Below are 22,625 nucleotides of genomic sequence, written 5' to 3' on the forward strand. Positions count from 1 at the left end.
ACACGGCCATGGATGGCCGATCGCGGCGGGCCCACGGAGCAATGCCTGACTGCGGGCATGCCGAGCCTAGGCGAGGCACCGAGTGGTGGGGCAAGAGCCTTTTGGTTACTTTGGGGCTTTTCCAAAGTGACCCGCCGTCAGGGCGGAACCCTAAGTGGCCGTGACCGCAGCAACGGATATGTACACACACCAAGAAGATAGTTGTGTAGATACCTATGCCCCGCGTGATCGTTAACGACCTTCGCGAGCAAGCTCGCTCCTACAGGTTGGGCGGTGTGCAGGTTAGAGGGCGTTGAACAGCATCCCGCCGGCTACCACCACACACAGGCTGGCAAAGCCGATCTGCAAGGCCCGCGCCGGGACCCGCGACCCCAGGCGGCGGCCAGCGAGCATGCCGACGATGCTGGCAGCAATAAACACCCAGCCCATGGTGTCGATCACTACCCCGGCATGGAACGCGCCGACCACGCCGATCAGCGAGATCAGGCTGATCACCATCAACGACGTAGCAACGATCCCGCGCATCTGCACATCGGTCAGTTGCTTGAACGCCGGCACAATCAGAAAGCCGCCGCCCACGCCGAGCAGGCCCGATACCGCCCCCGTCACCGCACCCAATGCCGCCAGGGTCGCGGTGCATTTGGCGGTCCAGGAAAAGCGCCCGGTCTGTTGATCAAGCATGCAGTTCTTTTGCCCCCAGGAGGCTGCGCCATGGTCGCTGGGGCCGGCCTCGACCTTCTCGCGCCGCAGCATGCGCCAGGCCACCAGCACCATCAGCGCGCTGAACAGGCCCATCAGGATCTTGTCCGGCAACTGATGGGCGAAGAACACCCCCAGCGGCGAGAACAGCGCGCCCAGCAACGCGATCAACAGCGCCGCGCGGTAACGCACCAGGCCATGGCGCAGGCCATCAAGCGCACCGACTGCCGCGGCCGCACCGACCGCAAACAACGACACCGGCGCCGCTTCGGTCATGGTCAAGCCCAGCCCCAGCACCAACGCCGGCACCCCGAGAATCCCGCCCCCGGCGCCGGTCAGCCCCATCACCAAACCCATCATCACGCCAAAAAAACTTGCCAGCAGCATAGGGTTCTCTCACTCCACCTTGGCCAGGCGGGTCAGCCATTCGCGACCCTTGAGCATGCCGTTCCAGTAGAACCACGGCAGCAGTGTGGCCTTCAAGAACCACGCCGAACGCCGCGCCACGGTAGGGTCGAGGGCAAAGGTCGGCAACAGGCGGCCGCCATAACCAAACTCGGCCAGCACCACCTTGCCCTTCTCCACCGTCAGCGGGCAGGAGCCGTAACCGTCGTACTTGAGCGGCAACGGCGCCTGTTTGCGCAAGGCCAGCAGGTTCTCGGCCACCACCACGATTTGCTTGCGTACGGCGGCGGCCGTCTTGGCATTGCTGGTGGAGCACACATCGCCCAGGGCGAAGATATGGGGGTAACGCACCTGTTGCAGGCTGTGGGGGTCGACTTCGCACCAGCCGGCGGCGTCGGCCAGTGGGCTGTGGCGGATAAAGTCCGGCGCCACCTGTGGCGGCACGACGTGCAGCATGTCGAAGGACTTTTCTTCGATGCTGACATTGCCCTCGGCGTCCTTGACCTCGAACCAGGCCTTGCGCGCCGGGCCATCAACCTTGATCAGGTTGGAATTGAAGGCCAACCGCGCGCCATATTTTTCGACGTAGTTCATCAACGGCGGGACAAAGGTCGCCACGCCGAACAACGCGGCACCGGCCAGGTTGAATTCAACATCAATAGTGTCCAGGGCACCCTGCTTGAGCCAGTGGTCGCAAGACAGGTACATGGCTTTTTGCGGCGCACCGGCGCATTTGATCGGCATGGCCGGTTGGGTAAAGATCGCCTTGCCGCCCTTGAGCTGCTGCACCAATTGCCAGGTGTAGGGCGCGTGCTGGTAGCTGTAGTTGGAGGTGACGCCGTTGTGGCCCAGGGTCTGTTCCAGGCCCTCGATTTTCTCCCAGGCCAGGCGCAGGCCGGGGCAGACGATCAGGTTGTTCCAGGTCACACGCTGGCCACTGTCGAGCACCAGGGCCTGTTCGTCGGGCAGCAACTGGCTGACCGCCGCCTGCACCCAGGTCACACCATCGGGCAGCACCCGGGCCATGGGTCGCATGGTCTTGCGAATGTCATGGGCGCCGCCGCCCACCAGGGTCCAGGCCGGTTGGTAGTAATGGTCGGTGCTGGGTTCGATCAGGATGAGGTTCAACTGCGGGTCGCGCTTGAGCAGGCTGGCCAGCAGGCCGATGCCCGCCGAGCCGCCGCCGATGACCACGATATCGCCACTGATGGTCGGTCCCCAGTGTTGGTCGTTCATAGTCTTGGCCTTTGTTCTTCGACAATGCACACAAGGGTCGCTGCCGCATGGCGTCACGTCCCACTCACAATCGATCCTTTGCCTCGGATCGTTTGTTTCACTTAAGCTCGCAAGCCTATGTGGAAATCACCTTGAATGTAAGCTGCTATCAGCTACCCAGGACAACCGTCATGCCCGCGTTGATTCAATCCTTTCTGGACGAGGCGTCGTCGACCTACACCTACGTCGTCTATGAAACGCACGCCAGCCCCTGCGCCATCGTCGATTCAGTGCTCAACTACGACCCGGCCTCGGGGCGTACCGACACGGCCCAGGCCGACAAAGTGATTGCCTTCGTCCGTGAACGAGGCCTGCAGGTGCAATGGCTGCTGGAAACCCACGCCCACGCCGATCACCTGTCCGCCGCGCCCTACCTGCGCCGGCAATTGGGCGGCAAGATTGCAATTGGCCAGTCCATCAGCAAAGTCCAGGATGTGTTCAAGAACCTGTTCAACCTGGAGCCGGAGTTCCGGGCCGACGGGTCGCAGTTCGACCATCTGTTTGCTCCCGACGAGATCTTCCACATCGGCAACCTCAAGGCCCAGGCCCTGCACGTGCCTGGGCACACCCCGGCGGACATGGCCTACCTGATCGACGACCAGATGATCCTGGTGGGCGACACCCTGTTCATGCCCGACGTCGGCACCGCCCGCTGCGACTTCCCCGGCGGCGACGCACGCCAGTTATATGCCTCGATGCGCACATTGCTGGCCTTTCCCGGCGAGACGCGCCTGTATGTGTGCCACGACTATCCGCCTGAAGGCCGCGCGGCCAAATGCCTGACCACCGTGGCCGAACAGCGCGCGGGCAATATTCATGTGCATGACGGGGTGGACGAGGCGGCGTTTGTGCAGATGCGCACCCAGCGCGACGCCGGGCTTGGGATGCCGACCCTGTTGCTGCCGGCGATCCAGGTCAACGTGCGGGCGGGCAATATGCCGCCGGCGGAAGACAATGGCGTGACCTACCTGAAGATCCCCCTCAACCAGCTTTGATGCAGGAACTGGCTTGCCGGCGATGGTGGCCTGCCTGATCCACCGTCATCGCCGGCAAGCCGGCTCCTACAACGGTTTGCGTCAGGAGCCCAGGTTGATGCCATTGGCCGGCAGCGGCAGCGCCGTCTTGTAGCGCACCTGCTTGAGCGCAAAGCTGGAGCGGATGTTCGCCACCCCCGGCACCTTGGTCAGGAAATCCATCATAAAGCGCTCCAGTGATTGGATGGTCGGCACCAGCACCCGGATCAGGTAGTCCGGGTCGCCGGCCATCAGGTAGCACTCCATCACCTCCGGCCGGTCGGAAATCGCCCCCTCGAATTGTTGCAACGCCAGTTCGTTCTGTTTTTCCAGGCTGACGTGGATAAACACGTTGACGTGCAGCCCCAGCAAATCGGCATCCAGCAGCGTGACTTGGTCACGGATCAGGCCCAGTTCCTCCATCGCCTTGACCCGGTTGAAACACGGCGTGGGCGACAGGTTGACCGAGCGTGCGAGGTCGGCGTTGGTGATGCGGGCGTTCTCCTGGAGGCTGTTGAGAATCCCGATATCGATACGGTCCAGCTTGCGCATGAGACAAAACCACCTGTTTATTATGTTTATGCAGATTTTTTATCCTCAAATGATCTTATGCGCAACCAAACAGAGATAAATATTCTCCCCGGCCCGGCCTATGATTGTTGTAGGACAAGATTTCCCCTACCCGGGGACTGACTGTCAGCTAAGCGCGCCCACTATAAGAAATCCACAAGATCGAGCGTAGAAAGCCATGACCCAGCAATACGAACCGCTGCGCCTGCACGTTCCCGAGCCTTCTGGCCGTCCAGGTTGCAAGACCGACTTTACCTACCTGCGTCTGACCGACGCCGGTACCGTGCGCAAACCCGCCGTAGACGTAGAACCCGCCGACACCGCCGACCTGGCCAAGGGCCTGATCCGCGTGCTCGACGACCAGGGCCAGGCCCTGGGCCCGTGGGCTGAAGGCGTGCCGGTAGAGATCCTGCGCCGTGGCATGCGTGCCATGCTCAAGACACGGATCTTCGACAACCGCATGGTGGTTGCCCAGCGCCAGAAAAAAATGTCGTTCTACATGCAAAGCCTTGGCGAAGAAGCCATCGGCAGCGCCCAGGCCCTGGCCTTGAACGTTGATGACATGTGCTTCCCCACCTACCGCCAGCAAAGCATCCTGATGGCCCGCGAAGTGCCGCTGGTGGACCTGATCTGCCAACTGCTGTCCAACGAGCGCGACCCGCTCAAGGGCCGTCAGTTGCCGATCATGTACTCGGTCAAGGACTTTGGCTTCTTCACCATTTCCGGCAACCTCGCCACCCAGTTCGTACAGGGCGTGGGCTGGGGCATGGCCTCGGCGATCAAGGGCGATACCAAGATCGCCTCGGCGTGGATCGGCGATGGCGCCACCGCCGAATCGGACTTCCACACCGCCCTGACCTTCGCCCACGTGTACCGCGCGCCGGTGATTCTCAACGTGGTCAACAATCAGTGGGCAATTTCCACCTTCCAGGCAATTGCCGGCGGTGAAGCCACGACCTTTGCCGGACGCGGCGTGGGTTGCGGGATCGCCTCCCTGCGGGTGGACGGCAACGACTTCATTGCCGTGTACGCCGCCTCCGCCTGGGCCGCCGAACGTGCGCGGCGCAACCTCGGCCCGACCCTGATCGAATGGGTCACTTACCGCGCCGGCCCGCACTCCACCTCCGACGACCCGTCCAAATACCGGCCTGCCGACGACTGGAGCCACTTCCCGCTGGGCGACCCGATCGCCCGCCTCAAGCAGCACCTGATCAAGATTGGCCAGTGGTCCGAAGAGGAACACGCCACGGTCACTGCCGAGCTCGAAGCCGAAATACTCAGCGCGCAGAAAGAAGCCGAACAGTACGGCACCCTGGCCGGTGGCCAGATCCCGAGCGCCGCGAGCATGTTCGAGGACGTCTACAAAGAGATGCCGGAGCACTTGAAGCGCCAGCGTCAAGAGTTGGGGATCTGACATGAACGATCACAACAATAAAATCGAGTTGGAAACCGCCATGACCACTACCACCATGACCATGATCCAGGCCCTGCGATCGGCCATGGATGTGATGCTTGAGCGTGACGATAACGTGGTGGTATTCGGCCAGGACGTCGGTTACTTCGGCGGCGTGTTCCGTTGCACCGAAGGCTTGCAGACCAAGTACGGCACCTCGCGGGTGTTTGACGCACCGATCTCCGAAAGCGGCATCGTCGGCGTGGCCGTGGGCATGGGCGCCTATGGCCTGCGCCCGGTGGCCGAAATCCAGTTCGCCGACTACGTGTACCCGGCCACCGACCAGATCATCTCCGAAGCGGCGCGCCTGCGTTACCGCTCGGCTGGCCAGTTCACCGCGCCTTTGACCATGCGCATGCCCTGCGGCGGCGGCATCTACGGCGGCCAGACCCACAGCCAGAGTATCGAAGCGGTGTTCACCCAGGTCTGCGGCCTGCGCACGGTGATGCCGTCCAACCCTTATGACGCCAAGGGCCTGCTGATCGCCTCCATCGAAAACGATGACCCGGTGATCTTCCTCGAGCCCAAGCGCCTGTACAACGGCCCGTTCGACGGCCACCACGACCGCCCGGTAACGCCATGGTCCAAGCACCCGCAAGCGCAGGTGCCGGACGGTTACTACACCGTACCGCTGGATGTGGCCGCCATCGTGCGCCCAGGTTCGGCCGTCACCGTGCTGACTTACGGCACCACCGTGTATGTGTCGCAAGTGGCCGCCGAAGAAACCGGGATCGACGCGGAGGTCATCGACCTGCGCAGCCTGTGGCCGCTGGACCTGGAAACCATCGTCAAGTCGGTGAAAAAGACCGGCCGTTGCGTGGTGGTGCATGAAGCCACGCGTACCTGCGGTTTTGGCGCCGAGCTGGTGTCGTTGGTGCAAGAGCATTGCTTCCACTACCTGGAAGCGCCGATCGAACGCGTGACCGGTTGGGACACCCCCTACCCGCACGCGCAAGAGTGGGCGTATTTCCCTGGCCCGACCCGTGTGGGCGCGGCTTTGCAACGGGTCATGGAGGTCTGAATGGGCACGCACGTTATCAAGATGCCGGACATTGGCGAAGGCATCGCAGAGGTTGAGCTGTCGGTATGGCACGTCAAGGTCGGCGATATGGTCGTGGAAGACCAGGTGCTGGCGGACGTCATGACCGACAAGGCGATGGTGGATATTCCCTCGCCAGTCCACGGCAAGGTGATATCACTGGGCGGTGAGCCGGGTGAGGTCATGGCCGTGGGCAGTATCCTGATCAGCATTGAAGTCGAAGGCGCCGGCAATACCAAGGAGTCGGCGCTGTCGGCAGTGGTTGAGCAAGCCGCGCCGGCGCCCAAGGCCGACATCAAGGCACCGGTGGTTGAAAGCAAGCCGGCCGCCAAGCCGCTGGTGGCTGCGGCGCAAGCCCCGGTGGCCCGCGACGCCGATGAGCGTCCGCTGGCGTCCCCCGCCGTGCGCAAGCATGCGCTGGATGCCGGGATCCAGTTACGCCTGGTTCAGGGCTCGGGCCCGGCCGGGCGCATTCTGCATGACGACCTCGAGGCCTATCTGCAACAGGGCACCACGCGGGCCTCGGCGGGCGCCAACCCGTATGCCGAACGCAACGACGAAGAGCAGATCCCGGTGATCGGCATGCGCCGCAAGATCGCCCAGCGCATGCAGGACGCGACCCGTCGCGCTGCGCATTTCAGCTACGTCGAAGAGATCGACGTGACGGCCCTCGACGACTTGCGCGTACACCTCAATGAAAAATACGGCGCCAGCCGCGGCAAGCTGACGTTGTTGCCGTTCCTGGTGCGGGCGATGGTCGTGGCGCTGCGCGATTTCCCGCAGATCAACGCGCGTTATGACGACGAAGCCCAGGTCATCACCCGCCTCGGCGCGGTGCATGTGGGCGTCGCCACCCAGAGCGATGTCGGGCTGATGGTGCCAGTGGTGCGTCATGCCGAAGCGCGCAGCCTATGGGGCACCGCCGAGGAAATCACCCGCCTGGCTACCGCCGCCCGCACTGGCAAGGCCAGCCGCGACGAGCTGTCGGGCTCGACCATCACCCTGACCAGCCTCGGCGCGTTGGGCGGGATTGTCAGCACCCCGGTGCTGAACCTGCCGGAAGTGGCGATTGTCGGGGTCAACCGCATCGTTGAGCGGCCAATGGTGATCAAGGGGCAGATCGTGATCCGCAAGATGATGAACCTCTCCAGCTCCTTCGATCACCGGGTGGTCGATGGCATGGACGCGGCGCAATTCATCCAGGCCATCCGTGGCCTGCTCGAACAACCCGCCAGCCTGTTCCTGGAGTAAGGGCATGACTCAGACACTGCATACCACGCTGCTGATTATCGGCGGCGGCCCAGGCGGTTACGTGGCGGCAATCCGCGCCGGCCAACTGGGCATCCCGACCATCCTGGTAGAAGGCCAGGCGCTGGGCGGCACCTGCCTGAACATCGGCTGCATTCCATCCAAGGCGCTGATTCACGTGGCCGAACAGTTCCAGCAAACCGTGCACCTGAGCCAGGGTTCGGCCCTGGGCATCGACGTGGACGTGCCGACCCTGGATATCCGCAAGAGCGTGGAGTGGAAGGACGGCATCGTCGATCGCCTGACCACCGGGGTTGCCGCGCTGCTGAAAAAACACAAAGTCCAGGTCATCCACGGCTGGGCCAAGATCGTCGACGGCAAGACCGTGGACGTGGGCGACCAACGCATCCAGTGCGAGCACCTGCTGCTGGCCACTGGCTCGAAAAGCGTCAACCTGCCGATGCTGCCGATTGGCGGGCCGATCATCTCGTCCACCGAAGCCCTGGCGCCGACCCGGGTGCCAAAGCGCTTGATCGTGGTCGGTGGCGGTTATATCGGCCTGGAACTGGGGATTGCCTACCGCAAGCTCGGGGCCGAGGTCAGCGTGGTCGAGGCCCAGGACCGCATCCTGCCAGCCTACGACGCCGAACTGACGCAACCGGTGGCCGAATCCCTCAAGCAACTGGGGGTCAAGCTGTACCTCAAGCACAGCGTCACCGGTTTTGAGGGTGGCAGCCTGCAAGTACGCGATCCGGAGGGCGGCACCCTGGCCCTGGACACCGACCAGGTGCTGGTCGCCGTTGGTCGCAAACCCAACACCCAGGGCTGGAACCTGGAAGCCCTGGACCTGGCGATGAACGGTGCGGCGATCAAGATCGACAACCGCTGCCAGACCAGCATGCGCAACGTGTGGGCCATCGGCGACCTGAGCGGCGAGCCAATGCTGGCGCACCGGGCCATGGCCCAGGGCGAGATGGTGGCCGAGCTGATCAGCGGCAAGTCCCGGGAATTCAACCCGGCGTCGATCCCGGCGGTGTGCTTTACCGACCCGGAACTGGTGGTGGTCGGCAAGACCCCGGACGAAGCCAAGGCCGCGGGCCTGGACTGCATCGTCTCGAGCTTCCCGTTCGCGGCCAATGGCCGGGCCATGACCCTGGAGTCCAAGACCGGCTTCGTGCGGGTGGTGGCGCGGCGTGACAATCACCTGATTGTCGGCTGGCAGGCAGTGGGGGCTGGCGTGTCCGAGCTGTCCACGGCCTTTGGCCTGAGCCTGGAAATGGGCGCGCGCCTGGAAGATGTGGCGGGCACCATCCATGCCCACCCGACCCTGGGTGAAGCGGTGCAGGAAGCAGCCCTGCGGGCGTTGGGGCATGCCCTGCATCTATAAAAAGCGACACACCACCCTGTAGGAGCGAGCTTGCTCGCGAAAAGCTCAAGGGCGCCGCGTTTATTCTGGTCATACGCGCCATCGTTGACGATTCTCGCGAGCAAGCTCGCTCCTACAGGAACCGCATGTAACTGGAAGACCAGCAGCGGAATGAAGTATTGTTGCGCCCATCCAGAAATAAACCGAAAGCCTGCCTTCGACCAGGCGGTTGCGAAGAGATAGAGGGTGTCATGAGTAACGAAAGCATCAATTGGGACAAATTGGGTTTTGACTACATCAAGACCGACAAGCGCTTCCTCCAGACCTGGAAAGACGGCGCCTGGCAAGAAGGCACCCTGACCGACGACAACGTGCTGCACATCAGCGAGGGCTCCACTGCCCTGCACTACGGCCAGCAATGCTTTGAAGGCCTCAAGGCCTATCGCTGCAAGGACGGCTCGATCAACCTGTTCCGCCCGGACCAGAACGCCGCCCGCATGCAACGCAGCTGCGCGCGCCTGCTGATGCCGCAAGTGCCGACCGAAGCCTTTATCCAAGCCTGTAAGGAAGTGGTCCGCGCCAACGAGCGTTTCATCCCGCCGTACGGCACTGGCGGCGCGCTGTACCTGCGCCCGTTCGTGATCGGCACCGGTGACAACATTGGCGTGCGCACCGCGCCCGAGTTCATCTTCTCGATCTTCTGCATCCCGGTTGGCGCCTACTTCAAGGGCGGCCTGACCCCGCACAACTTCCTGATCTCCGGCTACGACCGCGCCGCGCCAAACGGCACCGGCGCCGCCAAGGTCGGTGGCAACTACGCGGCCAGCCTGATGCCCGGCTCCCTGGCGAAAAAAGCCAACTTTGCCGACTGCATCTACCTGGACCCGGCCACCCACTCGAAAATCGAAGAAGTCGGCTCGGCCAACTTCTTCGGGATCACCCACGACAACAAGTTCGTCACCCCGAACTCGCCGTCGGTACTGCCAGGCATCACCCGCCTGTCGCTGATCGAACTGGCCAAGACCCGCCTGGGCCTGGAAGTGGTCGAAGGCGACGTGCTGATCGACAAACTGGCAGACTTCAAGGAAGCCGGCGCCTGCGGTACGGCGGCCGTGATCACGCCTATCGGCGGGATCGAGTACAAAGACAAACTGCACGTGTTCTACAGCGAAAAAGAAGTCGGCCCGGTCACCCAGAAGCTCTACAAAGAGCTGACCGGTGTGCAGTCCGGCGACGTTGAAGCGCCGGCTGGCTGGATCGTCAAGGTCTAAGCCAACCCTGAATGCAGGAGCTGGCTTGTGTGGGAGCCAGCTCCCACACAAGCCAGCTCCCACATTTGTTTTGGGGTGGTTTCAGGATTTGGGCAGGTTCTGCGCAATCTTCTTGCCCATGCTGATCCTCGGTTCCACGCCATACCCCAGCGCTTCATAGAACCCCACGACCGCCTCATTGCCCGAGGTGATCTGCAGGTTGATCTTCAGGCAACCCAAGGCAATCAATGCCTGCTCCCCATGCCGCACCAACGACGCGCCCAGGCCTTGCCGGCGATAGTCGGGATGCACGGCCAACGAATACAACCAGCCACGATGCCCGTCGTAACCTGCCATCAAGGTACCGATCACGGCCGTCTTATCGGTAGCGACAAAGAACAGCCCATCGTCGACCGCCAGCTTTTTATCAATCGCCAACTCCGGCCGGTTATGGGCCGTGTCGTAGCCAAACGCCGCCTGCCATAACGTCGCGACCTGGGCACGATGCAAGCGGTCGCGGTAAGGCCCGATGGGGTGGCGGGACGACAATGCCTTCTCCATCACCAGGGTGCGCTCGTTGCCGTGGTACACGTCGCGCACGGTGTGGAACCCCAGCTTGGTATAGAACGGCTCGGCGGTCAGCGACGACGGTACGCTCAATACCGTGACCCCAGCCTCACGGGCCCGCTGTTCGATATCGACCATCAGTTGGCGGCCGATGCCCTGCCCTTGCAGCGCCGGGTTGACGAACACCGAACGCACGACATTGGCGTCCAGGGCGGCCGTGGCGACGATCAGTTGATCACGGATTGCCACCAGCACGGTGCGGCGGGCAAGCAAGTGCAGCACCGCCGGCGGTGTGAAGTTGCTCGCCACCCGGGCAATCACGTCCGCCGGGTAGTCGCCGGCGTTGCTGCTGTGCAGGGCGGCAAGGATGACCTGGCTGATACCTTCGGCATCCGAGGCTTGAGCGAGGCGAACGGCGGTAGACATGACTCCTCCTGACGGACAGCGTTATGACAGCCACCACAATACCTATGTGTGGGCTTGTGTGGGAGCCGGGCTTGTCGGATCGCCGCATCGCCGCGATGCAGGCACCTCGGTGTGTCAGTTACACCGCGGTGATGCTATCGCTGGCAAGCCAGCTCCCACACAAGCCAGCTCCCACATTTTGAGCGGCGCTCGACGCTACAGCCGATTCGGCTGCCATACCCCTCTTTTCAGCTTTCCCGGCTGGGCCACTCCCCTGTTTCAGCCGGGATTCTGCCGCCAGAGCGCACAAAATAGCCTCCATGCCCAACCCCATGGACCCGTGCCCCCATGCAAACCACCAATACTGTCCTGATGATCCGCCCGGCGCACTTTGCCTTTAACCCGGACACCGCGATCAACAACCGTTTCCAGCGCGCGCCCGCAGATCCGGTGGCCGCACAGCACAAAGCGCTGGAAGAGTTCGACGGATACGTCCAGACCCTGCGCCAGCATGGCGTGGAAGTGTTGGTGGTGCAGGACACGCCCGCGCCCCATACCCCGGATTCGATCTTCCCCAATAACTGGTGGAGCAGCCATGCCGACGGCAGCCTGGTGCTGTACCCGATGGAAGGCCAGAACCGCCGCCTGGAGCGCAACAAAGGCGTGTTGCAAGTGCTGGAGCAACGCTTCGCGATCAAACACACCATCGACTTCAGCCACCTGGAACAACAGAACATGTTCCTCGAAGGCACCGGCAGCATGGTCCTCGACCGCCAGCACCGCATCAGCTACGCCTGTCACTCCGGACGCACCCACCACGATGCCCTGCGCCAGTTCGCCGAGCGCCTGGACTATCAGGTCTGCGCCTTCCACGCCGTCGACCGCCATCACGCACCGATCTACCACAGCAACGTGATGATGAGCGTCGGCCGCGACCTGTCGGTGGTGTGCCTGGACGCGCTACCCCAAGCCCACGAACGCCTGGGCCTGGAACGTTCCCTGCGCGACACCGGCAAAGACATCCTGGCCCTGGACTTCGACCAGTTGGAAGCCTTCGCCGGCAACATGCTGGAGGTCCACGACCGCGACGGCCAGCCGCTGCTGGTGATGTCCGCCAGCGCCTGGCGCTCGCTCAAGCCGGCGCAGCGCCAGCATGTGGAGCGCCACACCCACCCGGTAGTGGTGAATATCGACAATATCGAACGCATCGGCGGCGGCAGTGCCCGCTGCATGTTGGCCGAAGTGCATCTGCCGGCCCGCGCCTCATTCCAATAAGGAGTTTTTCCATGACCCGTTATATCGACGTCAACGACCTCAGCTACCTGGTATCGCAAAAAGGCCTGCAAACCTGCATCACCGAGATGGCCGAGTACATCCGCGCCGACTACCTGCGCTGGAACGACTTTGAGAAATGCGCACGCCTGGCCAACCACTCGCCCGAGGGCGTGATCGAGCTGATGCCGGTCTCGGATGCTTCGCTGTATGCCTTCAAATACGTCAACGGCCACCCGAAAAACACCCAGAGCGGCATGCTCACCGTCATGGCGTTCGGCGCCCTGGGGGATGTGGACACCGGCAAGCCGGTGCTGCTCAGCGAGATGACCCTGACCACCGCGATCCGCACTGCCGCGACTTCGGCCCTGGTCGCCCGCTACCTGGCCCGCGACAACAGCCGCAGCATGGCGCTGATCGGCAACGGTTCGCAAAGTGAATTCCAGGCCCTGGCCTTCCATGCGCTGCTGGGCATCAACGAAATTCGCCTGTTCGATATCGATACCCAGGCCATGCACAAGCTGGCGAACAACCTCAAGGCCTTCCCGGCCATCAAGGTGACCCTGGCCGGTAGCGTTGCCGAAGCGGTCAAAGGCGCCGATATCGTCACCACCGTAACCGCCGACAAGGCCTACGCCACGATCCTTACCGACGAGATGATCGAGCCCGGCATGCACCTCAACGCCGTGGGCGGCGACTGCCCTGGCAAGACCGAACTTGACCGCCGTATCGTCGAGCGCGCCCGGGTGATCGTGGAGTACGAACCACAAAGCCGTATCGAGGGCGAAATCCAGCATATGCCCGAGGACTCGCCGGTCACCGAGCTGTGGCAGGTGATCAACGGTCAGAAGCCGGGCCGGGAAAACCCGCGCCAGGTCACCCTGTTCGACTCCGTGGGTTTTGCCCTCGAAGACTACTCGGCCCTGCGCTATGTACTGGATGTGGCCAAGGCCCTGGACGTGGGCAGCGAGTTGGAGTTGGTACCGGACCTGGCCGACCCCAAGGACCTGTTCGCCCGCCTGGCCCAACAACCGGCCGCACAGCACAAAAAGCGCGCCTGAAACCGCTCTGGCCTGCTGCTTTGCGCGAGCGGCGGGCCCCGGAGCCGGGTTTGAAAAGCCGATATGCAGGGTGTTGCAGCCGATTCTGCTGCAACCGGAGTTTTAACAGCGTATTCCGCGTGCCAACGCCTAGGTAAACGACACAAAAAACGCACCACCATGAAGCATTCTGAGCGCGACCAAAGAGTCAGCAAATGAATGCATGCCGCACCCTTTCTACTGCCCTGACATCAATTACAAAATATAGGGAAAACACCATGACTCCGCTCCGATCACTCATCGCCGCGCTGCTCCTGCCTTTGTGCGCCACCGCCGTCCAGGCCCAGGAATGGAAAGAAATCCGTTTCGGCGTGTTCCCCGAGTACCCACCCTTTGAATCCGTGGCCGCCGATGGCAGCCTGCAAGGTTTCGACATTGAATTGGGCAACGCCATCTGTGCCAAGCTCGAAGTCAAATGCACCTGGGTCAACAACGAGTTCGACGGCATGATCCCGGCGCTGCGTGCGCGCAAGTTCGACGCCATCATGTCCTCCATGGCCGTGACCCCGGCCCGGCAAAAACAGATCGACTTCAGCGACCGCCTGTTCCTCAGTCCCACCTCGGTGATTACCCGCAAGGGCGCTGGCTTCGGCGACACCCCGGAATCGCTCAAAGGCAAACAGGTCGGCGTGCTCCAGGGTTCGCTGCAGGAAGCCTACGCCCGTGCGCATTTGGCCAAGCTCGGCGCGCAGGTCAAGGCGTATCAGTCCCAGGACCAGAACTACGCCGACCTGCAAAACGGCCGCCTCGACGCGACGTTGACCGACAAGCTCGAAGCCCAGCTCAACTTCCTGTCCAAGCCTGAAGGTGCCGACTACCAGTCCGGCCCAGCCTTCAAGGACCCGACCTTGCCCCTGGACATTGCCATGGGCCTGCGCAAGAACGACCAGGAGTTGCGGGCGCTGATCAACAAGGGTATCGCGGCCATCCAGGCTGATGGCACCTACGCGCTGATCCAGAAGAAGTACTTCGGTGACGAAGACATCTACCACGAATAACGTCAGCAGATAGCCTCTCCCCCTGTAGGAGCGAGCTTGCTCGCGAAAAACGTCAACGATAACGCGTAAAGCCAGATTAAACGCGGTGCCCTTGAGTTCTTCGCGAGCAAGCTCGCTCCTACAAAAGGGACACCGTGCCCATCGAGATCTCCCCCCATGAATGAACTCCTCAACCTGCAAGGCTTCGGCCCGCTGTTGGCCCAGGGTGCCTGGATGACCATCAAGCTGGCGTTCCTCGCGCTGGTCCTGAGCCTGACCCTGGGCCTGGTCGCCGCCGGTGCCAAGCTGTCCAGCCATAAGCTATTGCGCATCCCGGCCACGCTCTACACCACTTTGATCCGCAGTGTGCCGGACCTGGTGCTGATCCTGCTGATCTTCTACAGCCTGCAACTGTGGCTCAATGACCTGACCGAAATGCTCGGCTGGAATTACTTCGAAATCGATCCATTCACCGCAGGCGTCATCACCCTGGGCTTTATCTACGGCGCGTATTTCACCGAAAACTTTCGCGGCGCGATGCTCAGTGTGCCCGTGGGCCAACTGGAAGCGGCGACCGCCTACGGCTTGAGTCGCTGGCAGCGCTTTGTGTTGGTGATGTTCCCGCAATTGATGCGCTTTGCGCTGCCGGGGTTGGGCAATAACTGGCTGGTGCTGCTCAAGTCCACGGCGCTGGTGTCGATCATCGGCCTGGCAGACCTGGTCAAGGCCGCGCAGAACGCCGGCAAGACCACCAATGACCCGCTGTATTTCCTGATCCTCGCGGGCCTGGTGTACCTGTTGATCACCACCCTCTCCAACCGCATCTTCAAACGCCTGGAACGGCGCTACAACGTCGGCATCAAGGGGGTCGCGCGATGATTGAACTGATCCAGCAATATGGCCTGGCGTACCTGTGGACCGATGGCTCGGGCTTTTCCGGAGTGGCCATGACCTTGTGGCTGTTTATCGTGTCGGTGATCCTCGGGTTTGTCCTGTCGATCCCGCTGGCAATTGCCCGCGTCAGCGAGCACTTCTGGCTACGCTGGCCGGTGGAGGTGTACACCTACCTGTTTCGTGGCACGCCGCTGTATATCCAGTTGCTGATTTGCTACACCGGCCTGTACAGCCTGCAAGTGGTGCAAGACACCGCCCTGCTCAATCAGTTTTTCCGCGATGCGTTGAACTGCACCCTGCTGGCCTTTGTGCTCAACACCTGTGCCTACACCGTGGAAATCTTCGCGGGGGCCATTCGCAATATTCCCCATGGCGAAATTGAAGCAGCGCGGGCCTATGGTTTACACGGCTGGCGGATGAACCTGTTCGTGGTGATCCCCGCCGCGCTGCGCCGCGCGTTGCCGGCCTACAGCAACGAAATGATCCTGATGCTGCACGCCACGTCCCTGGCGTTTACCGCAACCATCGCCGACATCCTCAAGGTGGCCCGCGACGCCAACGCCGAAACGTTCCTTACGTTCCAGGCCTTCGGCATTGCCGCGCTGCTGTACATGCTGCTGTCCTTTGCATTGGTGGGCCTGTTCCGACTGGCCGAACGACGCTGGATGCGCTTTCTTGTCCCGACCCGAGGCTAACCCATGAACCAGTCCGCACAGGCCCTGGCCGCCCATCCTGCTGATCTTGCCACCTCCCGCCCGACTGCTGTTGCTGCCAGTGCCAGCGTCAAGCTCAAGGTCGAAGACCTGCACAAAAGCTACGGCGAGCATGAAGTGCTCAAGGGCGTTTCCCTTAACGCCAGCAAGGGCGACGTGATCAGCCTGATCGGCGCCAGCGGCTCCGGCAAGAGCACAATGCTGCGCTGCATCAATTTCCTGGAACAACCCGACGCCGGGGTGATTACCCTGGATGGCATCAGCATTGAAATGCGCCAGGGCCGCGCCGGCGTGCAGGCGCCGCACCAGGCGCAGCTGCAGAACCTGCGCACGCGCCTGGCCATGGTGTTCCAGCATTTCAACCTGTGGAGCCACATGACCGTGCTGGAGAACATCTGCATGGCACCGCGCCGGGTGTTGGGCGTGAGCGCCGCCGAAGCGGAAAAACGCGCGCGGATGTACCTGGATAAAGTTGGCCTGCCAAGCCGGGTCGCGGATCAATACCCAGCGTTTCTTTCCGGTGGCCAGCAACAGCGGGTGGCCATCGCCCGGGCGCTGGCCATGGAGCCGGAGATTATCCTGTTCGACGAACCGACCTCGGCGCTGGATCCAGAGCTTGTAGGGGAAGTCCTCAAAGTCATACAGACGTTGGCCGAGGAAGGTCGTACCATGCTCATGGTCACCCACGAAATGGGCTTTGCCCGGCAGGTGTCCAGCCAGGTGCTGTTCCTGCACCAGGGCCGTGTCGAAGAACAAGGCAACGCCGAGATTCTCGACCATCCCAAGAGCGAACGTTTGCAGCAATTTCTCTCCAACCGCTTGAAGTGAATACAGAATCGACCATGGATACCAAGGCCAACGGACCCCATTCCTCCCCTGCGCTGGATCGCATTGATGAAGCCATCATCGATGTATTGCGCCATCAGGGGCGCATCACCTACGAGAAGCTGTCTTCGCTGGTGCACCTGACCCCCAGGCCCTGCCTGGAACGGGTGCGCAAGCTGGAGCGGCGCGGGGTGATACGCGGCTATGGCGCGATCATCGATGTGCAGATGGTCTCGCCGGGGTTGTCGTTGCTGGTGCTGGTGGCCCTGTCCAACCAGAGCGGGCGCTCGGCGCAAAAGGCCTTCGAAGCCTGCGTCAAGGCCTGCCCGCAAGTGTTCGAATGCCAACTGATCAGCGGCCCCTTCGACTACAGCCTGCGCATGCGCTGCCGGGACATGGAGCACTACCGCGTGCTGACGGAAACCTGGTTGAACAATGATGAGCTGCACATTGATAAATTGGTGGCCCATCCGGAGTTGGCGGTGGTGAAAAACACTGCGACTGAGTTGGCCTGACGCCATCCCCTATCGCGATGAAGATCCAATGTGCAAGCTGGCTTGTGTGAGGAGCTGGCTTGTGTGGGAGCTGGCTTGCCTGCGATAGCATCACCTCGGTACAACTGGATAGACCGAGGCGTCTGCATCGCAGGCAAGCCAGCTCCCACACAAGCCAGCGCCTACAGGTTCTAACCAGGCCCGCTTGAAATCCGCTTGCCGGGGCGCTCACCGATCAGCTTCGCCTGCCCATCCCGCTGCTTCCCCGTTCGTGCCTCGCTGATCAACCCCGGTATCAACTTGCCCTCCGGCAGATTCTTCCAGAACCGGCTCGGCAGATGCCCTTCCATGACTTTGGGATTCAACCGTGCCGGGTTGAAGATATGGCTGTAGTAGGTCAGCCACATGGCACTGTGTGGATCCTCGACATTCTGCGCCAACTGCTGCCATTGCTCCGGGCACTGGCGTTGATGGATCAACTGCTCACCGTCGTAATACACCCCATCCAGGGGCGTGGCGATCATCCAGCGATGGCGGCCCATGCGCCCGACAAAGTGCTGGCTGGCACTGTGCAAAATGTCGTGGGCCGGCTCGTGCCACGCCACGTACTCCGGCAACTGCGGGCCCGCCGCTGCCGGCAGGGCGATAAAACGTACAAACGCGTGCAGATGATGCGCTTCGCGACGCACCTGCTTGATCCGCCGCTGCAGCTCACTGCCCAGTTGATCCCCGGCCATCATTGCCGTGCGGTCACCATGGCTGACACGCCACAGCACTTCATACAGCAGGCTCCAGCGTTGTTCGCCGTGGTAACAGGCTGCGCTTTCCAGCAACTCCAGCAGCGCCTTGGGTATACGCGCCTGGAACGGGCCATTGTGCGCGGGGTAATGCTCGTCGGTGGCGAACAGATCCGCCACTTCCACTTCGCCCCAACTGACATGGCTGGGGTCGATCTGATGGCTGAGCAGCCAGCGCGCCTGCTCGCGCCAGGTACTGAACAGGTTGTCGCATTCCAGGCTGATCATCCCCACAACCCCATCTGTTGCGGTTGCGGGCGGTCGCGCAGTTGCTCGCGCAGCAGCACACTGGTGCTTTCCGCCTGCTGGGGATGGTAGTCGCTGGTGATGAAAAACGGCTTGGCCTTGGTCAACACGCAGCGCATGCGCGCCAGGTCCTCAAAGCGGATCTTGCGCTGCCGGCGCAGTTCTACCAGACGCTCGGTGGTGCGCAGGCCAATCCCCGGGATCCGTGCGATCAACGTCGCCTCGGCACGGTTCAGGTCCAGCGGGAACACCTCACGATGCTCCAGGGCCCAGGCCAGTTTGGGGTCGATATCCAGCGCCAGATCCCCCGGCCCGGCGAACAGTTCATTGGCGCGAAAGCCATAACTGCGCAGCAGGAAATCCGCTTGATACAACCGGTGCTCGCGCATCAACGGCGGCGCCGCCAGGGGCACGCTTTTCGGGCTATTGGGGATCGGGCTGAACGCCGAGTAATAGACCCGGCGCAACTTGAAGTTGCCATACAACGCTTCGGCACCGTGGAGGATGGTGCTGTCATCCGTGTCATCGGCACCGACAATCATCTGCGTGCTCTGCCCCGCCGGCGCAAAACGCGGTGAACGGGGCTCGTTGAGCACGGTTTGCTCGCCGGTGAAAATCGTCTGCATCGCCTGCTTGATCGAGCCGATCTGCTTCTCTGGCGCGAGGATCTGCAGGCTCTTATCGGTGGGCAGCTCAATGTTCACACTCAAGCGATCGGCATAACGCCCGGCCTCGGCGATCAATGCAGGATCGGCTTCGGGAATGGTCTTGAGGTGGATGTAACCGCGAAAGTCATGCTCCTCGCGCAACAGCTTGGCGACCCGTACCAACTGCTCCATGGTGTAGTCCGCCGAACGGATGATCCCCGAGCTGAGAAACAAGCCACTGACGCAATTGCGCCGGTAGAAGTCCAGGGTCAGGCTCACCACCTCCTCCGGGTTGAAGCGTGCACGGGGCACATCGCTGGAGCGGCGGTTGACACAGTATTGGCAGTCGTAAAGGCAGAAATTGGTCAGCAACACCTTGAGCAACGACACACAGCGCCCATCGGGCGTGTAGCTGTGGCAAATGCCCATGCCATCGCTCGACCCCAGCCCGGCCTTGCCCTCGGAACTGCGCTTGGGCGCCCCGCTGCTGGCGCAGGACGCGTCGTACTTGGCGGCATCGGCGAGGATGCTGAGTTTTTCGATCAACTGCATGGCGGGCTACCGGATACTGTATTTTTGTACAGTATCAGCAGCGACGCGTGCTATTCAAGGACAGATAGGCGAACGGTAGAACAAATCACTGTAGGAGCCAGCTTGTCGGCGACAAGGCCCGCAGACGTGCGGCGTACCTTGGAACGCCATCGCCGGCAAGCCGGTTCCTGCAGGGGCTCGGTGTCAGGTCTTCAATCGTCGCGTGTCAGCACTTCCAGCAACTCAATCTCGAAATGCAGGTTGCTATGGGGTTGGATATGCTTGCCCATCGTTCGCTCGCCATAGGCCAGATGCGCCGGCACAAACAGCTTGCGCAGCCCGCCGACCTTCATCCCGATCAGGCCCTGGTCCCATCCCTTGATCACACGCCCTGTTCCAATCACACACTGAAAGGGCTTGCCCCGCTCCCAGGACGAGTCAAACACCGTACCGTCTTCCAGGGTGCCGGTGTATTGGGTGGTAATGAGTGCACCCTTGACCACGGTTTTACCGTCGCCTTGGCGGATGTCGGTGATTTGCAGTTCGTCGTTACTCATGGGGGTCTCGTAGGGTTCACACTGGCCGGCTTTTTCCCAGAATCCAGGGGCTTTGGCAAGTGCTCTGTAAAGGATCCAGACTACACCACAGCCAGAAGCACCTGACTTAACCCCGTCCGTTTTTTCCCCTCTTATAAAAAACCAACCACCCCGGTTGCATAAAAATAAGAGGTCATCCCAATGAGCGAACCAACAAGCCCTGTCCGTATCGCTGTCGTGCAGTTCGATCCCCAGGTCGGCCTGGAGAATCGCGAAAGCAATCTGCGCCGCAGCCTGGCGTTGGCCGCCGAGGCTGTCAACGGAGGGGCTAACCTGATCGTGTTGCCCGAGTTGTCGAACTGCGGCTACTTTTTCAACAGCCGTCAGGATGCATTCGAGCATGCCGAGGTTGTTCCCGGCGGGGCCAGTGTGCGGGCCTGGATGACGTTTGCCGCCACGCATCAGGTGTATCTGGTGGCGGGCCTCAACGAGATCGATGGCCGGCAGTTGTTCAATACCGCCGTACTGCTGGGGCCGGATGGGTTGATCGGCAAGTACCGCAAGGCCCATTTATGGAACCTGGAGAAGCTCTGGTTCACCCCTGGCAACCTGGGCTTTCCGGTGTTTGAAACGCCTATCGGGCGGATTGGCCTGTTGATCTGCTGGGACATCTGGTTCCCGGAAGTACCACGTCTGCTCAGCCAGCAAGGCGCCGATATCATTTGCAGCCTCAACAACTGGGTGTGGACCCCGCCTCCGCTGTTCGACGAGGCCGGCAAATGCATGGCGTCATACCTGACCATGACTGCCGCCCACGTCAATAATGTGTTTATCGCTGCCGCCAGCCGCATCGGTGAGGAGCGCGATGCGCGTTACCTGGGGTGCTCGCTGATTGCCGGGACCAATGGCTGGCCTATCGGCAAAGTGGCGTCGGCCGACCGCCAGGAAATCCTGTTCGCCGATATCGACCTGACCAGTGCCCGCAGTGCGCCGATCTGGAACAGCCTCAACGACCTGCAACGTGACCGACGCAACGATCTTTACGATCAGATGCTCGGGTACTCCCAACATCCCGCCCTGCCACGCTGAAGGGAGGGCAGGTCATGGAAAATCTGTTCATGAAGCCCGGAACCGGGCGGTCGCGGGTCGATAAGACGATCATCGCCTTGGTACTCACCAGCGCTTTGTTGATCCTCTGGACGGCATTCACGCATCAAGGCTCCTGGCCCAGTTACGGCGATATGGTGGCCAGTTTTCCCGAGCCAATGGCCTGGCTGCGCTGGGTATTGGGGGATATCAGCGAGGTGGCCTTCTACAAGCATGAACTGGCCTCCCTCGGGTTGCTGGTGGGCGCGTACCTGGCCTGGTGGGCCAGCCGCACCGGCAAGCGCTGGCAAGGCTTTGCGATTTGCTACGGCAGTGGACTGTGGCCGTGGCTGGTGACCAGTTCCCTGCTGGGCCTGTTGCTGAGCAACCTGCTATGGGGGTGGACGGTCACTGCCGAGACCTGGCAGCCCACCTTCGCCGCGTTTGTTTCACTGCCCGCAGCGATGGTGCTGATGTTTGGTGGCGGCTGGAAGGTCACCCTCAACGGTGCGTTGTTGGGCGCGCTGCTGGTCACGCCGATGTGCTTGCTGATCGTCAATTTTGTCTGTGTACCGCTGGATTTGCCGGCGGTGATTGGCAACGTGCTGGGCATGGCGGCGGGCAGCGTGATTGCCTTTGTCGTGTGTCGTCGCGTACCGATTCTTGTGCGTTCCGACTATCTCGCTCCAGACAAACCGCTTGCGCCCAAACCACCATCCTATGGCCTGGCCTGGAGCTTGCGCAGGGTCTTGGCGGACTTTTCCGAAGCGCCGTTCTTTGGCAATGAGTGGGCCAGCCTCGGCCTGCTGGCGGGAGTCCTGCTGGCGTATGCCTTGAATCCCGTGAGCGCTGCCTATGGCTCGGGGCTGGTGCTGCAACTGGTAGGCGCCCAGGCGCTGACATCGGCATTGGGCGTGCTGATCTGGCGCAGTCAGTGGATCAAGCGCGGTTGGTATCCCACCTATGTGCCGTTGGTATCGGTGGTGCCGGCGGCGGTGTTGACCCATGGCGGGAGCTGGATGGTGGTCGGTTCAAGTGCGTTGCTTGGCGCATTGGTTGCGCCGCCCCTGGCCTGTGCCATTGCGGGACGACTTGCGCCCCACTTTCATCCGTACATTGGCAATGTGCTTTCGATGGCACTGAGCACCTTGCTGATCGTGCCCCTGGTGGGAAGACTGGTCGCGTAAACGAGCGGGTACGGCTCCCGGGCCTTACCC

Annotated in this window: 22 protein-coding genes; 15 read left to right on the forward strand and 7 right to left on the reverse strand. The window is 62.0% G+C overall.

What is annotated here, in order from left to right:
* Positions 1–282: 282 nt before the first annotated feature.
* The gene (locus BHC62_RS17510; RefSeq protein WP_029296519.1) at positions 283–1,086 is read right to left on the reverse strand and encodes a sulfite exporter TauE/SafE family protein; all 804 of its coding nucleotides are present in this window, start codon (positions 1,084–1,086) and stop codon (positions 283–285) included.
* A 9-nt stretch (positions 1,087–1,095) separates the two neighbouring features.
* On the reverse strand, positions 1,096–2,340 hold the full coding sequence (locus tag BHC62_RS17515) for an FAD/NAD(P)-binding oxidoreductase (RefSeq protein WP_070995656.1): 1,245 nt from the start codon (positions 2,338–2,340) through the stop codon (positions 1,096–1,098).
* Positions 2,341–2,510: 170 nt separating this feature from the next.
* Here BHC62_RS17515 and BHC62_RS17520 point away from each other — a divergent pair, with 170 nt between their 5' ends.
* Complete coding sequence (locus BHC62_RS17520) at positions 2,511–3,374, forward strand: MBL fold metallo-hydrolase (protein ID WP_029296523.1); 864 nt, start codon at positions 2,511–2,513, stop codon at positions 3,372–3,374.
* Between the two features lie 81 nt (positions 3,375–3,455).
* Here BHC62_RS17520 and bkdR read toward each other — a convergent pair whose 3' ends face one another.
* Positions 3,456–3,944, reverse strand: a complete 489-nt coding sequence (bkdR, locus tag BHC62_RS17525; protein ID WP_029296526.1) for a Bkd operon transcriptional regulator BkdR — start codon at positions 3,942–3,944, stop codon at positions 3,456–3,458.
* Positions 3,945–4,140: 196 nt separating this feature from the next.
* Here bkdR and BHC62_RS17530 point away from each other — a divergent pair, with 196 nt between their 5' ends.
* From BHC62_RS17530 to BHC62_RS17550, 5 genes are all read left to right on the forward strand, one after another.
* Positions 4,141–5,376 carry a 3-methyl-2-oxobutanoate dehydrogenase (2-methylpropanoyl-transferring) subunit alpha gene (locus tag BHC62_RS17530; protein ID WP_029296528.1) on the forward strand — a complete coding sequence of 412 codons (1,236 nt, stop codon included), beginning with the start codon at positions 4,141–4,143 and terminating at the stop codon, positions 5,374–5,376.
* A 1-nt stretch (position 5,377) separates the two neighbouring features.
* Positions 5,378–6,436, forward strand: a complete 1,059-nt coding sequence (locus BHC62_RS17535; protein WP_029296529.1) for an alpha-ketoacid dehydrogenase subunit beta — start codon at positions 5,378–5,380, stop codon at positions 6,434–6,436.
* Positions 6,437–7,705: a dihydrolipoamide acetyltransferase family protein gene (locus BHC62_RS17540; RefSeq protein WP_070995657.1), complete on the forward strand. Its 1,269-nt coding sequence runs from the start codon at positions 6,437–6,439 to the stop codon at positions 7,703–7,705. It abuts the gene before it with no gap.
* 4 nt (positions 7,706–7,709) lie between these two features.
* Positions 7,710–9,089 carry a dihydrolipoyl dehydrogenase gene (gene lpdA, locus BHC62_RS17545; RefSeq protein ID WP_070995658.1) on the forward strand — a complete coding sequence of 460 codons (1,380 nt, stop codon included), beginning with the start codon at positions 7,710–7,712 and terminating at the stop codon, positions 9,087–9,089.
* Between the two features lie 230 nt (positions 9,090–9,319).
* On the forward strand, positions 9,320–10,339 hold the full coding sequence (locus tag BHC62_RS17550; protein ID WP_070995659.1) for a branched-chain amino acid aminotransferase: 1,020 nt from the start codon (positions 9,320–9,322) through the stop codon (positions 10,337–10,339).
* An 81-nt stretch (positions 10,340–10,420) separates the two neighbouring features.
* Here the strand turns inward: BHC62_RS17550 and BHC62_RS27790 are convergent, their stop codons facing one another.
* Positions 10,421–11,311: a GNAT family acetyltransferase gene (locus BHC62_RS27790; protein WP_083335451.1), complete on the reverse strand. Its 891-nt coding sequence runs from the start codon at positions 11,309–11,311 to the stop codon at positions 10,421–10,423.
* A gap of 327 nt (positions 11,312–11,638) precedes the next feature.
* Here BHC62_RS27790 and ctlX point away from each other — a divergent pair, with 327 nt between their 5' ends.
* The 7 genes from ctlX (at position 11,639) to BHC62_RS17595 (ending at position 17,586) form a co-directional block, all read left to right on the forward strand.
* Complete coding sequence (gene ctlX / locus BHC62_RS17565) at positions 11,639–12,565, forward strand: citrulline utilization hydrolase CtlX (protein ID WP_070995661.1); 927 nt, start codon at positions 11,639–11,641, stop codon at positions 12,563–12,565.
* An 11-nt stretch (positions 12,566–12,576) separates the two neighbouring features.
* On the forward strand, positions 12,577–13,623 hold the full coding sequence (locus tag BHC62_RS17570) for an ornithine cyclodeaminase (RefSeq protein WP_029296538.1): 1,047 nt from the start codon (positions 12,577–12,579) through the stop codon (positions 13,621–13,623).
* A 257-nt stretch (positions 13,624–13,880) separates the two neighbouring features.
* Positions 13,881–14,660: an ABC transporter substrate-binding protein gene (locus tag BHC62_RS17575; RefSeq protein ID WP_070995662.1), complete on the forward strand. Its 780-nt coding sequence runs from the start codon at positions 13,881–13,883 to the stop codon at positions 14,658–14,660.
* Positions 14,661–14,816: 156 nt separating this feature from the next.
* The gene (locus BHC62_RS17580; RefSeq protein WP_029296540.1) at positions 14,817–15,518 is read left to right on the forward strand and encodes an ABC transporter permease; all 702 of its coding nucleotides are present in this window, start codon (positions 14,817–14,819) and stop codon (positions 15,516–15,518) included.
* Positions 15,515–16,228, forward strand: coding sequence for an ABC transporter permease (locus tag BHC62_RS17585; protein WP_029296541.1), 714 nt, complete (start codon positions 15,515–15,517; stop codon positions 16,226–16,228). Before BHC62_RS17580 ends, BHC62_RS17585 begins: the two co-directional genes overlap by 4 nt.
* 3 nt (positions 16,229–16,231) lie before the next feature.
* Positions 16,232–17,074, forward strand: coding sequence for an ABC transporter ATP-binding protein (locus tag BHC62_RS17590; protein WP_254813628.1), 843 nt, complete (start codon positions 16,232–16,234; stop codon positions 17,072–17,074).
* Between the two features lie 14 nt (positions 17,075–17,088).
* Positions 17,089–17,586: an Lrp/AsnC family transcriptional regulator gene (locus BHC62_RS17595; RefSeq protein ID WP_029296543.1), complete on the forward strand. Its 498-nt coding sequence runs from the start codon at positions 17,089–17,091 to the stop codon at positions 17,584–17,586.
* Between the two features lie 170 nt (positions 17,587–17,756).
* Here the strand turns inward: BHC62_RS17595 and BHC62_RS17600 are convergent, their stop codons facing one another.
* The 3 genes from BHC62_RS17600 to BHC62_RS17610 all read right to left on the reverse strand — a co-directional run bounded on the left by BHC62_RS17600 (position 17,757) and on the right by BHC62_RS17610 (position 20,343).
* Positions 17,757–18,590 (reverse strand): TIGR03915 family putative DNA repair protein, encoded by an 834-nt coding sequence (locus tag BHC62_RS17600; RefSeq protein WP_070995663.1) that lies wholly within the window; start codon positions 18,588–18,590, stop codon positions 17,757–17,759.
* Complete coding sequence (locus BHC62_RS17605; RefSeq protein ID WP_029296545.1) at positions 18,587–19,807, reverse strand: putative DNA modification/repair radical SAM protein; 1,221 nt, start codon at positions 19,805–19,807, stop codon at positions 18,587–18,589. The genes BHC62_RS17600 and BHC62_RS17605 overlap by 4 nt, the downstream gene beginning before the upstream one ends.
* A 191-nt stretch (positions 19,808–19,998) precedes the next feature.
* The gene (locus BHC62_RS17610) at positions 19,999–20,343 is read right to left on the reverse strand and encodes an FKBP-type peptidyl-prolyl cis-trans isomerase (RefSeq protein WP_070995664.1); all 345 of its coding nucleotides are present in this window, start codon (positions 20,341–20,343) and stop codon (positions 19,999–20,001) included.
* A gap of 180 nt (positions 20,344–20,523) precedes the next feature.
* On the opposite strand from BHC62_RS17610, the gene BHC62_RS17615 reads away from it, so the two are divergent.
* Entirely contained in the window at positions 20,524–21,411 is an 888-nt protein-coding gene (locus BHC62_RS17615) for a nitrilase family protein (protein ID WP_070995665.1), read from the forward strand.
* A gap of 14 nt (positions 21,412–21,425) precedes the next feature.
* On the forward strand, positions 21,426–22,595 hold the full coding sequence (locus BHC62_RS17620) for a hypothetical protein (protein WP_070995666.1): 1,170 nt from the start codon (positions 21,426–21,428) through the stop codon (positions 22,593–22,595).
* Positions 22,596–22,625: the final 30 nt, after the last annotated feature.

This window comes from Pseudomonas sp. 06C 126 (genome assembly GCF_001855215.1).
Lineage (GTDB): Bacteria > Pseudomonadota > Gammaproteobacteria > Pseudomonadales > Pseudomonadaceae > Aquipseudomonas > Aquipseudomonas proteolytica.